This is a genomic window from Streptomyces sp. NPDC043996 (assembly GCF_056435225.1).
In genome coordinates, this window is sequence record NZ_JBWKEY010000004.1 from 12,897 (window position 1) to 25,307 (window position 12,411).

Consider the following 12,411-nt stretch of genomic DNA (forward strand, 5'->3'; position numbering starts at 1 on the left):
AGTGCTGGTTTCGAGCAGCTTCACCGAATCCGACATATGAGACATTAGGGTCGGCAGGCTCCTTGGTACTGGCGGGTGCTCGTGCGGCGGGTGTGTCTGACGCCGGAGGATACGACGTGCTGTGCACTGGTGTCCGGATTCTTCTTGATCTGTTCGTAAGGGGGTGTGCTTTCTCTGTATCGCTGCGGTGGTCTTGGGTTTGCCTGTATGCCTCTGGCATGACAGTTGACGGGGAGGTACGTGCGGGGCTCGGGGGCCGGCTTGCGGGGCCGGTGCGTTCTGTGTGGGCCAAGCACGACCGGGATACCGACGGGTGGTTACCGCTGTGGCAGCACATGGAGGACAGTGCTGCGGTGGCCGGGTTGTTGTGGGACGAGTGGCTGCCCGCGAACGTCCGCGCGCTGACGGCTGGGGTGTTGCCCGGCGGAGCGGAGGACGCCCGGTCGCTGGTCATGTGGCTGGCGGCGGTGCATGACATTGGGAAGGCTACGCCGGCCTTCGCGTGTCAGGTCGATCAGCTCGCTGACGCGATGCGGGGGCAGGGCCTGGAGATGAAGACCCGAGGCCAGTTCGGGGCGGATCGCAGGATGGCCCCGCACGCGCTGGCGGGGCAGGTGCTGCTGAGTGAATGGCTGGAGGAGCGGTACGGCTGGCCGGCCCGGCAGAGCGGGCAGTTCGCGGTCGTCGCGGGCGGCCACCACGGGGTGCCGCCGGAGCACGGGCAGCTCAATGATCTGTATGACCGGCCGTATCTGCTTCGGGCGCCGGGGGCGAGTGGCCAGCTCTGGCGGCGGGTCCAGGAGGAGCTGCTCGATGCGTGTGCCGAGGAGCACGGCGTGCAGGAGCGGCTCGGTGCCTGGCGGTCGGTGAAGCTGCCGCAGCCCGTGCAGGTGCTTTTGACCGCTGTGGTGATCGTCGCCGACTGGATCGCCAGCAATCCGGACCTGTTCCCGTACTTCCCGCAGGAGACCCGTACCGGTCAGGAGCGGGTCGCTGCGGCCTGGCGTGGGCTGAGGTTGCCTTCTTCGTGGCGGGCCGAAGAGCCGTCCGGGGACGCGCGGGAGGTGTTCGCCTCACGGTTCGATCTGCCGCCGGGGGCGAGAGCCCGGCCGGTGCAGGAGGCCGCGGTCCGGCTGGCTCGTGAGATGCCCGCGCCTGGCCTGATGATCGTTGAGGCGCCGATGGGGGAAGGGAAGACGGAGGCCGCACTCGCGGTCGCCGAGGTCTTCGCGGCCCGATCAGGTGCGGGCGGAGTGTTCTTCGCCCTGCCCACGATGGCGACGGGAAACGCGATGTTCCCGCGGCTGCTGGAGTGGCTTGGTCGGCTGCCCGCGCGGGAGGGGACCAGGCGGTCTGTGCTGCTCGCGCATTCCAAGGCCGCTCTCAACGATGAGTACGCCGAGCTGATGCGCGCTGGTCGGCAGAGGATCGCTGCGGTCGGCGTGGACGAAGAAGTGGGGCGGTGGCGGCCCTCGGACGAGAAGCGTGTGGCTCCAGCCGAGTTGGTCGCCCATGCGTGGCTGCGTGGGCGGAAGAAGGCGATGCTGTCGTCGTTCGTCGCGGGGACGGTGGACCAGTTGCTGTTCGCCGGGCTCAAGAGCCGGCATGTGGCGTTGCGTCATCTCGCGGTCGCAGGAAAGGTCGTGGTGATCGACGAGGCGCATGCCTATGACACGTATATGAGTGTCTATCTGGACCGGGTGCTGTCGTGGCTGGGTGCCTACCGAGTGCCGGTGGTGGTGCTGTCCGCGACGCTGCCCTCGGCCCGTCGCCGTCAGCTCGCGGAAGCCTATGCCGGAGCCGGTGGTGAGACCGGTGGTGATGCGGGGGGGTTTGAGGAGGTGGCGCGGGCCGCCTCCTATCCGCTGCTGACCGCCGTTGCGGCCGGTCAGGATCCGGTCGTCGAAGGGACCGCGGCCTCGTCCCGGGGCGGCGATGTCCATCTGGAACCGTTCGACGACGGCCAGCGGGAGTTGACCGACCGGCTGGCGGCCGAGTTGGAGGGCGGGGGCTGCGTCCTGGTCGTACGCAACACGGTCCGGCGGGTCCTGGAGACAGCCCGGGCGCTGCGTGAGCGCTTCGGTGAACAGGCCGTGACCGTCGCTCACTCGTGTTTCGTCGATGTGGACCGGGCGGAGAAGGACGCCGATCTCCTCGCCCGGTTCGGGCCGCCGGAGAAGGCGGGCGGGCGGCGCCCGGCCGGGGCACACATCGTGGTCGCCAGCCAGGTCGCCGAGCAGTCGCTCGACGTCGACTTCGACCTGCTCGTCACCGACTTGTGCCCGGTCGACCTGATGCTCCAGAGGATGGGACGCCTGCACCGGCACCGGCGCGGCGCGGGACAGGTGCAGCGCCCCGAGCGTCTGCGTACGGCCCGGTGCCTGGTCACCGGTGTTGACTGGAGCGGGGAGGTGCCTGTTCCGGTGCGGGGGTCGGTCGCTGTGTACGGGGCGTATGCGCTGCTGCGCTCCGCCGCCGTCCTGCTGCCCCACCTGAAGGGATCGCGTCCGCCTGTGCGTTTGCCCGGGGACATCAACTCCCTGGTCCAGGGCGCGTACGCCGATGATTGCGCAGGCCCCGCAGCGTGGTCCGAGGCGATGGCCGTGGCGCGCGAGCGCCACGAGAAGCACCGTGCGGAGCGGGCCGGGCGGGCGGAGGTGTTCCGGCTGGACGCGGTGGGGCGGCCGGGCCGGCCGCTCATCGGGTGGGTGGCGGCGGGCGTGGGAGACGCGGACGACACCCGGGCCGGACGGGCCCAGGTCCGCGACAGCAAGGAGAGCCTGGAGGTGGTGGTCGTGCAGCGGCGGGCCGACGGTTCGTTGGCCACACTGCCCTGGCTGGCGAAGGGCCAAGGCGGGCTGGAGCTGCCTCAGGACCGGCCTCCGACGGCGGCCGCGGCGCGGGCCGCGGCCAGTTGTGGGCTGCGGTTGCCCCTCCAGTTCTCGTACGCCGAGGTCATGGACCGCGCGATCGCCGAGCTGGAAGAGCTGTACGTGCCGGCCTGGCAGGGGAAGGACAGTCACTGGCTGGCTGGCCAGCTGATTCTGGCGCTGGACGCTGATTGTCAGACCTCTCTGGCAGGCTTTTCACTCCGCTACAGCCAAAGCGACGGCCTTGAGGTGAGCAGTGACCAGATCCGATGAACCAGCCGCGCTGGAGGGCGTGTTGGCGTTCGACCTCACCAGTCGGCCCTGGATTCCGGTACTGGATGAGAACGGCATCCAGGACGAACTGTCGCTGCGTGATGTCTTCGCCCGTGCGGGCCAGCTCCGTGGCGTTGTGGGGGATCTGCCCACGCAGGAGTTCGCCCTGATACGTCTCCTGCTCGCGCTGGCCCACGATGCGCTTCAGGGCCCGCGCGACACGGAGCACTGGGCGTGCATGTGGGCTGACGACGACTGCTTCGCGCCGGTCGCGGCCTATCTCGACGCTCACCGTGAACGGTTCGACCTGCTGCACCCGCGCACGCCGTTCTTCCAGGTCGCGGAGTTGCGCACCGTGCGCGACGAGGTCTTCTCACTCAACCGGATCGTCACGGATGTCCCCAACGGCGAGCCGTTCTTCAGCTCCCGGATGCCGGCCGTCGAGCGGCTCGGCTTCGCCGAGGCGGCCCGCTGGGTCGTGCACGCGCACGCGTATGACACCTCCGGCATCAAGACGGGGATCGACGGCGACGACCGGGTCAAGGGCGGCAAGGTGTACCCGCTCGGGGTCGGGTGGGCGGGCACACTGGGCGGGGTCCTCGCCGAGGGCCAGACACTGCGCCAGACCCTGCTCCTGAATCTGGTCGCCGCCGACACCAGCGGCGTGCGGTTTTCCCCTGACGACGCTCCGGCCTGGCGGCGCGAGCCGTGCGGCCCCGGTCCGACGGGCCGTGAGCGGCCGGCGGGCCTGCGTGACTTGTACACCTGGCAGAGCCGTCGGCTGCGCCTGCGCTTCGACGCGGACGGTGCCTACGGCGTCGTGCTGGGCTACGGCGATCCGCTCGCCGCGCACAACATGCACGGCGACGAGCCGATGACCGCCTGGCGCAGGAGCCCGGCCCAGGAGAAGAAACGCGGAGAGCCGCTGGTGTACCTGCCGCGGGAGCATGATCCGGCCCGGGCAGCGTGGCGGGGTATCGAAGCCCTGGTGGTGGGACGGGCCGAGGCGGCCCAGGGCGGTGAGGCCGCCAAGATGCTACGGCCGGGCATCCTGGAATGGATTGCCCGGCTGGTGACGGAGGGCGAGCTGCCCTGCGGCTTCCTGATCCGGGCGCGCGTCCTGGGGGCGGTCTATGGAACCCAGCAGTCGGTGATCGACGAGATCGTCGACGACCGGCTGGCCATGGCCGTGGTGCTGCTGCATCAGCAGGACCGTGTATATGCCCGGCAGGCCATCGACGCGGTCGGTGAGGCGGAGAAGGCGGTCACCGCGCTCGGCGATCTCGCCACGGATCTCGCCCGCGCTGCGGGCAGCGCGAGCGAAGGCCCCCGCTCGGCCGCCCGCAGCCTAGGCTTCGCCACCCTGGACGGCCCCTATCGCATCTGGTTGCGCGACTTGGCCACAGCCGAGGACCCCGACGCTCACCGCACTCGCTGGCAGCGACACGTCCACCGGCACTTGCGGCGCCTGAGCGAACGCCTCATGAGCGAGGCGGGCGACGCCGCGTGGGAGGGCCGGGTGGTGGCGACAAGGAAGGGCTCCGAGTGGCTCAACTCGGCCCTTGCCGACAAATGGTTCCGCATCCGCCTTAGCAACGCGCTCGGCGATCCCTACCCCCTTGACCGGCCGCCGGACGACGGCTCCGCACAGGGGCCCCACTCCTCTCCAAAGGTGCCTGCATGACCACACCCCCCACCACTGAGCAGCGCGTCAGCACGCTCACCAGCGACCACATCGTCCCACTGCAACGGGGGTATCTGGGCGACCAGTCCTACGCAGTGGGGGCGTTGGCCCGGCTGCGCCGGGGCGCGGGCAAGGAGTTCTCCCAGGTGCCGGATCTGTGGGGGCTGGCCGACACCGGAGTCCTCCACGGCCGGCCCGCCGAGGGCGGGCGGCTATTGAGCGAGGACGAAGTGACCCGCGCCGAGGATGCGGTACACGTGGCGCTCACACTGTGGGCGCTGCACCAGCAGTCCCGCGGCACGGCCATGCACCGGCCCGGCTCTCGCACCGCGCCCAGGGGACTCGGTGCCGCGGTGCGCCAGCTGATGCCGCCGGGCGAGATCGCCGAGCCCATCCGCAAGCGTTTCGTCCGCGTCGGCACCGCACCCGGCCTGCCCGTACTGGCCCAGCGTCTGCGCGAGATCGTCCTGCTGCTGAGGGGCGCGGACATCCCCTTGGACTACGCCCTCCTGGCCGGGCAGCTCTACCGCTGGCAGGAGCCCACCAGCCGCGAGGCCGTACGCCGGACCTGGGGACGGTCGTTCCACTCCTCCCGGCCTCCCGAGAAGAACGAGACGCACCCCCCGGCCACTTCCGACGACATCGACGACATCACTGATCTCACGGACAAGGACGCCTCGTGAACCGCATCTTCCTCGACGTGCACGCGCTGCAGACAGTGCCGCCCAGCAACCTCAACCGGGACGACACCGGCGCACCGAAGTCAGCCGTCTACGGCGGGGCGCCCCGCGCCCGCGTGTCCAGCCAGGCATGGAAGCGCGCCACCCGCACCTACTTCGCCCAGGAGCACCTCCTTAACCCGAGCGAACTGGGTGTACGGACGAAGAAGGTCGCCGAGGTCCTCGCCGCCCGCATCACCAGCCTCGATCCCGCCCTGCGCACTGCCGAGGCACTCCAGATCGCCGCCGAGGTGATCCACGCGGCCACCGGTTCCAAGATCGAGGCTCCCAAGCGGAAGGCCGACGCCGCCAAGAACGGCGGGCCAGAGCCAGCGCCGGAGTCGAAGTACCTGATGTTCCTCAGCGCACGGCAGCTCGACGGTCTCGCCGCGCTGGCTGTCGAGGGCGCGGCCGACATCAAGACCCATCTCAAGGACAAGGACAACAAGGCGCGAGCCCGGGAGATCGCCGACACCCGGCACTCCGTCGACATCGCACTGTTCGGCCGCATGGTCGCCGACTCCGCCGACTTCAACGTCGATGCCGCCGTCCAGGTCGCCCACGCCATCAGTGTGCACCGCGTCGACAACGAGTCCGACTACTACACGGCCGTGGACGACGAGAACACCGACGCGGAATCGGGCGCCGGAATGATCGGCACCGTCGACTTCAACTCCTCCACCCTCTACCGCTACGCGGCGCTCAGCATCCACCAGCTCGCCAAGAACCTCGGTGAAGGACTGCGCGAGGAGGACCCGCGAACCGCTCCCGTGCGGCGCGCGGTCGAGGCGTTCGTACAGAGCTTCCTCGAGTCACTGCCGACCGGAAAGATCAACACATTCGGGAACCACACCCTTCCCGACGCTGTAATCGTCAAACTGCGCACCACCCGGCCCATCAGTTACGTCGCCGCGTTCGAGGAACCCGTTACCGGGGAGAGCGGGCACCTGCGTGCAGCGGTGGCCCGTCTGGCCGAGTACGTCCCGGACGTGGAACGCACCTACGGAGACGAGGAGTCCACCCTCTCCTGGGTCCTGCGGGTCGGACCGAGCACCGAGCAGCTCGTCGGCCTCGGCACGCAGGCCCACCGGCTGAGCGAACTGGTCCAGGCGGTAGGCCAGGCCGTCGCCGAGCGCCTGGACAAGCCCGTATGAGCGTCCTGGTCCTGCGGCTGGCCGGGCCCCTGCAAGCGTGGGGGGCGTCGGCCCGCTTCGCCCGCCGCACCACCGAGTCCGCTCCCACCAAGAGCGGCGTCATCGGTATGCTCGCCGCGGCCCAGGGCCTCGGCCGCAGCGACGACGCCGGCCTGGCCCGCCTGTCCGCGCTGCGCTTCGGCGTCCGCATCGATCAACCAGGCACCCGTGTACGGGACTTCCAGACTGCCCATCACGCTGTCACCGGCAAATCCATGCCACTGTCCGAGCGCTTCTACCTCGCCGACGCTGTCTTCGTCGCCGCCTTCGAAGGAGAACGCACCTTCCTTGACGAACTCCACACCGCCCTGCGTGGGCCCGTCCACCCTCTCTTCCTCGGCAGACGCTCCTGCCCACCGGCCCTCCCGGTAGAGATCGGCACCCGCGACAGCTCCCTCGCACAGGCCCTGCGCGATGAGCCCTGGCAGGCCGCCAGCTGGTACCAGCGTCTGCGCCGCAAGGAGCACACGGTGTCCCTGGTCGTTCTGCGCGAGCCCGCCCCAGGCGAACAGCACGGCGATGTCCTACGCGATCAGCCCCTCAGCTTCGCTGCCGCGCACCGGCGTCACGCACTGCGCTCCGTGGTCAGCACAACCGTGGAGGTGCCCAACCCGCGCGCCGTGCTGGCTCCCTGCGAGTCGGCCGCCGCCCGCCCCGTGCCGCGCCATGACCCGTTCGACGCCGTGGACGAGGAAACCCTCTGATGTATCTGACCCGCTTTCGTGTGAACACCGCGCGGCCCGGTGCCCGCCGTCTGCTCTCCTCACCGCAGTCGCTGCACGCGGCCGTCATGGCCTCCTTCCCCGGGCTGCTGCCGACCACCAGCACGGGCGGCGCTCCAGGGCCCAGGGTGCTGTGGCGTTTGGACCACAACGCCAGGGCCGAGGTCTTCCTGTACGTCGTGAGTCCCGGTCGGCCCGACCTGACCCACCTCGTGGAACAGGCCGGCTGGCCAGCCGCCGCCCTCGATCCGGACACCCCCGGCTGGCAGAGCCGCCCGTACGCCCCCTTCCTCGACCGCCTCGCCGCAGGTGGCATCTGGGGGTTCCGGCTCACTGCCAACCCGGTGCACCAGATCCGGCGCAAGGACGGCGAACCGACCAAACGCACCGCGCATGTCACCCCCGTCCACCAGCGGGGCTGGCTCCTGGACCCCAAACGCCAGGAAAGGGCGGGGTTCCGCGTCCTGGAAAAACCACAGGACCAACGCCTGCTGCCCGGCGGCACCACCCACCAGAACCATCCTCACCACGGAGACCAGTACGAACTGACCGTCCGTGACGAGCGCACACTGTCCTTCGCCAAATCCCGCGACGACAGATCACAGGCCCACCGGGTGAGAGTGGTGACGGTCACTTTCGACGGACGCCTCGAAGTCACCGACCCCCACGCCCTGCGCCGCACCCTCACCCAGGGGCTGGGCAAAGCCAAGGCATACGGCTGCGGGCTCATGACCCTCGCCCCTGTCCCGACGCCTTCCGCACCCGGGGAGTAGGCAGGTGCCAACAGTCGGCAAGCGTGCCGCCCTCACCCCGCGCCACCTCACCCGTACCGGCGAGCGGGTCTCCTTCATCTACCTGGAACGCTGCACCGTCCACCGCGACGCCAATGCCATCACCGTCGAGGACGCCGACGGCACCACCCACATCCCCTCCGCCACTGTCGCCACCCTCCTGCTCGGCCCCGGCACCCGCATCACCCACCAGGCAATGAGCATTCTCGGCGAGACCGGAGCGGCGGTTGCCTGGGTAGGAGAACACGGCGTGCGCTACTACGCCGGCGGCCGGGCACTGAGCCGCTCAGCCGCCCTCGTCGAAGCCCAAGCCACCCAGTGGGCCAACCTGCGCAGCCGCCTCACCGTCGCCCGCGCCATGTACCGGCTGCGCTTCCCAGACGAGAACCCGGACGGCCTGACCCGCCACCAGCTCCTGGGACGTGAAGGCGACCGTGTCAAAGAGTGCTATCGCGCCCAGGCAGCCCGCACCGGCATCCGCTGGCACGGCAGGAAATACACCCCAGGCGACTTCGGCAGCGACGACCCCGTCAACCAGGGCATCACCGCCGCAGCCCAGTGCATGTACGGCATCTCCCATGCCGTCGTCGCCTCGCTCGGATGCAGCCCCGGCCTCGGATTCGTCCACTCCGGGCACGAACTCTCCTTCGTCCTGGACATCGCAGACCTCTACAAGACAGAGATCGGCATCCCCCTCGCCTTCGACATCGCAGCCGAGGGCCCCGAGGACGTGGGCCCCAGAACTCGCCGCGGCCTGCGTGACCGCATCAACGAGACCGGGCTCCTGGACCGCTGTGTCAACGACATCAAGCATCTGTTGCTGCCCGGAGCCCAGACTGCGACTGACGACCGGACTGGCGAACAGGACCGCGTCACGCTCCAGAGCGACCAAGGCCACCAGGTGGCAGCCGGAGTGAACTACGGCTCCGGAGAGGCCGCCACGGACGCAGACGAGGCGGTCATCTGGTGACCGTCATCGTCCTCACCACCTGCCCACCCGGCCTGCGCGGATTCCTCACCCGCTGGCTTCTCGAAATCTCCGCAGGCGTCTTCATCGGCAACCCCTCCGCCCGCGTCCGCGACACCCTGTGGGACGAGGTTCAGCAATACGCAGGCCAGGGCCGCGCTCTGCTCGCCCACACCACCAACAACGAACAGGGCTTCACCTTCCGCACTCACGACCACGCTTGGCACCCAGTCGACCACGAGGGACTCACCCTCATCCGCCGCCCAAACACACAGCCCTCACCGGCCTCTACAGCACCGAAGCCCGGCTGGAGCAACGCTGCGAAACGCCGCCGATTCGGCAAAACCTAGCCTCCCCTATGCCCCTTTTGCTACTTTCGCCGGACTCGGGGAAACCGCTCCGAAACGGTCCCGCGCGCCGACAAAACACCAGGTCAAGCAGTGTGCTCCCCGCACCCGCGGGGATGGTCCCGCGAGCAGGGCCAGCGTTTCCACCACCGGGTGGTGCTCCCCGCACCCGCGGGGATGGTCCCCACGACGCTCGCCACCGCGTCGGAGCTGGACCGTGCTCCCCGCACCCGCGGGGATGGTCCCCACTCCGTGACGTCGCGGGCCTCGATCGTGATGTGCTCCCCGCACCCGCGGGGATGGTCCTGCCACGTCACGATGCGGCGCCCCATCAAGGGAGTGCTCCCCGCACCCGCGGGGATGGTCCCCCGGTCACCGCGTCGTCGATCTCCCCGGGGCGGTGCTCCCCGCACCCGCGGGGATGGTCCCCCGCGGCCGCCGGACGGGCAGGGAGACGCCTAGTGCTCCCCGCACCCGCGGGGATGGTCCCGCCGCGACGTCGGCGACCGCGCTGCAGGAGATGTGCTCCCCGCACCCGCGGGGATGGTCCCTGCTCTACACCGTGAAGGAAGCCGCCGCCGTCGTGCTCCCCGCACCCGCGGGGATGGTCCCGCGCACTCCTGGCGGAGGCGCGGCACTGGGAGGTGCTCCCCGCACCCGCGGGGATGGTCCCCATCGAGCGCCTCAAGCGTCTGGAAGACGAAGGTGCTCCCCGCACCCGCGGGGATGGTCCCTGCCGTTGCCCGGAGGCGAGACGGACGCCGGAGTGCTCCCCGCACCCGCGGGGATGGTCCCTCGCGGACGGCCCGGTCGCCGCGGCCGGTCTCGGTGCTCCCCGCACCCGCGGGGATGGTCCCATCGCCTGAGAGGAGCCGAATCCATGGGCGAGGTGCTCCCCGCACCCGCGGGGATGGTCCCGGCACGGAGCATCTCGCTTTCGCCGAACGCCTGTGCTCCCCGCACCCGCGGGGATGGTCCCGCCCTGCGCGCGCTGCCCGACTGGTGCGCCATGTGCTCCCCGCACCCGCGGGGATGGTCCCAGCCAAGTTCGAGCCGTCGCTGATCTCTCGGCATGCTCCCGTCACCCGCGGGGATGGTCCCGTGCGCAGCTGGCCGTTGACGTCGCGAAACCCGTGCTCCCCGCACCCGCGGGGATGGTCCCACGCCCTCCCACTGCGGATGACGCGTGCTCGCGTGCTCCCCGCACCCGCGGGGATGGTCCCGCGGCCCTCCCGACGGTCACCGTCAAGGTCTTGTGCTCCCCGCACCCGCGGGGATGGTCCCATCGGCCGCGCCGTCCCCCTGTCCGAGCACCCGTGCTCCCCGCACCCGCGGGGATGGCCCCGGAAGACCACGTGGACCAGGTGGACGTCGAGAGTGCTCCCCGCAGCTGCGGGGATGCTCCCATGCTCTTCTCCAGCACCTTGCGGGGCCGCTCGTGCTCCCGTCACCCGCGGGGATGGCCCCACGACGTGGTTGAATCCCTCGCCACGCAGACCGTGCTCCCCGCACCCGCAGGGATCCCTCGGTCACCAGCGAGGCGCCATCGGTGCCGTCGTGCTCCCTGCACTCGCGGGGATCGTCCCTCGGCGGGCCAAGCGCCGTCGTGCGGCACGGTGTGCCGCAGGGGTGGTCCCGGTCAGGACAAGTACCGCAGACTAGGCGGTAGACCTCCCGGGCCACATACCGCTTCAGACAGCGGATGATCTCACGCCGAATCTTCCCTTCCGCCACCCGGCGCTCGTCGTACGCCTGGGTACGCGGGTCCCAGCGCAGCCCGGTCAGCACGATTCGGTGCAGGGCCGCATTCACTTGCCTGTTTCCGCTGCGGTTGAGCCGACGATGGCATCTGCCGCCCGAGGAGTACTCAACCGCGCTTGCCTCGCACAACGCGGCGAACGACGCCGCACCGCACAGGCAGTCCGCTTTGTCCCCATCGCGACCAGCAAGACAGCGACGCCACGAGGTCCGCCCCCACGGCGGCAAGCAGTTGGGGGTAATGCGCTTTGATCAGCCCGGACAGGCGCTGCTGCAGCTCTCGGCCCAGCGCGCCAAGCTGCTCGATCCGCTCGGCCAGCGTGCGCAACGTGAACCGCGTAGCCCGCAGCACCGGTTCCGCCTCCCCGCTGTCGTTGCCGAACAGCGCACAGGCACGGACGAGCACTCGTCGTTTCATGCCGGCCAGCTCTTCCCACAGCGCTGAATCGGCAGTGACCGAGACCGCCTTGAACTGGTTGGTGGCTGGGTTCAGGCTTTGACAGCGGCATCCTGGGCCACCGTGTACATGTGTACGCCCTCTATCCGGCCGTTCCCTGACTTCACGCGGGAGCGCGCACGGCCGCTGAGCACGGCACGGGCAGCCGCTTCCGCACCGCCCTGGTCGGTCTTGCTCCGTCGGTAACGAGCCGGGTACCCCGGCCCAGGGGCCTCCATGACGTCGATGCCATGCGACAGCAGATACCGGGACAGAGCTGCGCCGTACCTCCCGGCCCCTTCCACTCCGGCAAGCCGAACGACACCCCACTGGAATGCCCATTGCGCGAGTTGACCGTATCCGGCCGCGGTTCCCGGGAAACTCTCGATGGCCAGGGTCTTCCCTGTCATCACCATCACGGCGGCCACGTGAATATCTCGATGAGTATCGCCCCCAAGAATCACCTCGTCTGCATCCGGAGAGGGGTCCCTTGAAGGAACAGATCGTGTCGGTTCGATGGTTCGTTCACCCCCGCCGGTGGCCACACGTCAGCGTCTGTCGGTGTGAGGGCTCAGGAGATGCTTGACCGTTTGTACTCCGGACATGGTTGACACGTTCGGTTGAACGTCTGTGATCTCCCGTCCACCGGTG

General features: G+C 69.8%; 10 protein-coding genes, 1 pseudogene and 1 CRISPR repeat array. Of the genes and pseudogenes, 8 read left to right on the plus strand and 3 right to left on the minus strand.

The genetic code is table 11. The annotated features are described in order from the left end of the window. The first annotated feature begins 218 nt into the window (after nt 1-218). From cas3 to cas2e, 8 genes are read left to right on the plus strand one after another with little or no spacing between them, the layout of a single operon-like run. Nucleotides 219-3,143: a CRISPR-associated helicase Cas3' gene (gene cas3, locus AC07A4_RS10965; RefSeq protein WP_478595993.1), complete on the plus strand. Its 2,925-nt coding sequence runs from the start codon at nt 219-221 to the stop codon at nt 3,141-3,143. Then, a complete protein-coding gene (gene casA, locus AC07A4_RS10970; RefSeq protein ID WP_478595995.1) occupies nt 3,127-4,827 on the plus strand; it encodes a type I-E CRISPR-associated protein Cse1/CasA in 1,701 nt (566 codons plus the stop codon). The genes cas3 and casA overlap by 17 nt, the downstream gene beginning before the upstream one ends. Continuing rightward, nucleotides 4,824-5,510, plus strand: coding sequence for a type I-E CRISPR-associated protein Cse2/CasB (gene casB / locus AC07A4_RS10975; RefSeq protein WP_478595998.1), 687 nt, complete (start codon nt 4,824-4,826; stop codon nt 5,508-5,510). The genes casA and casB overlap by 4 nt, the downstream gene beginning before the upstream one ends. Beyond that, nucleotides 5,507-6,700: a type I-E CRISPR-associated protein Cas7/Cse4/CasC gene (gene cas7e / locus AC07A4_RS10980; RefSeq protein WP_478596001.1), complete on the plus strand. Its 1,194-nt coding sequence runs from the start codon at nt 5,507-5,509 to the stop codon at nt 6,698-6,700. The genes casB and cas7e overlap by 4 nt, the downstream gene beginning before the upstream one ends. Further along, nucleotides 6,697-7,443: a type I-E CRISPR-associated protein Cas5/CasD gene (gene cas5e / locus AC07A4_RS10985; protein ID WP_478596003.1), complete on the plus strand. Its 747-nt coding sequence runs from the start codon at nt 6,697-6,699 to the stop codon at nt 7,441-7,443. The genes cas7e and cas5e overlap by 4 nt, the downstream gene beginning before the upstream one ends. Next, the gene (gene cas6e / locus AC07A4_RS10990; protein ID WP_478596006.1) at nt 7,443-8,234 is read left to right on the plus strand and encodes a type I-E CRISPR-associated protein Cas6/Cse3/CasE; all 792 of its coding nucleotides are present in this window, start codon (nt 7,443-7,445) and stop codon (nt 8,232-8,234) included. Before cas5e ends, cas6e begins: the two co-directional genes overlap by 1 nt. 4 nt (nt 8,235-8,238) lie before the next feature. Further along, nucleotides 8,239-9,222, plus strand: coding sequence for a type I-E CRISPR-associated endonuclease Cas1e (cas1e, locus tag AC07A4_RS10995; protein ID WP_478596007.1), 984 nt, complete (start codon nt 8,239-8,241; stop codon nt 9,220-9,222). Further along, nucleotides 9,219-9,569, plus strand: coding sequence for a type I-E CRISPR-associated endoribonuclease Cas2e (gene cas2e, locus AC07A4_RS11000; RefSeq protein WP_478596009.1), 351 nt, complete (start codon nt 9,219-9,221; stop codon nt 9,567-9,569). The genes cas1e and cas2e overlap by 4 nt, the downstream gene beginning before the upstream one ends. A gap of 92 nt (nt 9,570-9,661) precedes the next feature. Next, nucleotides 9,662-11,033: direct repeats of the CRISPR family, unit length 29 nt; unit sequence GTGCTCCCCGCACCCGCGGGGATGGTCCC. A gap of 339 nt (nt 11,034-11,372) precedes the next feature. Here cas2e and AC07A4_RS11005 read toward each other — a convergent pair. From AC07A4_RS11005 to AC07A4_RS11015, 3 genes and pseudogenes are all read right to left on the minus strand, one after another. Next, nucleotides 11,373-11,456 (minus strand): annotated as a pseudogene (locus AC07A4_RS11005) (hypothetical protein); the annotation flags it as partial. Next, nucleotides 11,434-11,742 (minus strand): hypothetical protein, encoded by a 309-nt coding sequence (locus AC07A4_RS11010; RefSeq protein ID WP_478596012.1) that lies wholly within the window; start codon nt 11,740-11,742, stop codon nt 11,434-11,436. The gene AC07A4_RS11010 and the pseudogene AC07A4_RS11005, both read right to left, overlap by 23 nt. Nucleotides 11,743-11,813: 71 nt before the next feature. Continuing rightward, nucleotides 11,814-12,305: an IS110 family transposase gene (locus tag AC07A4_RS11015; protein ID WP_478596014.1), complete on the minus strand. Its 492-nt coding sequence runs from the start codon at nt 12,303-12,305 to the stop codon at nt 11,814-11,816. Nucleotides 12,306-12,411 lie beyond the last annotated feature (106 nt).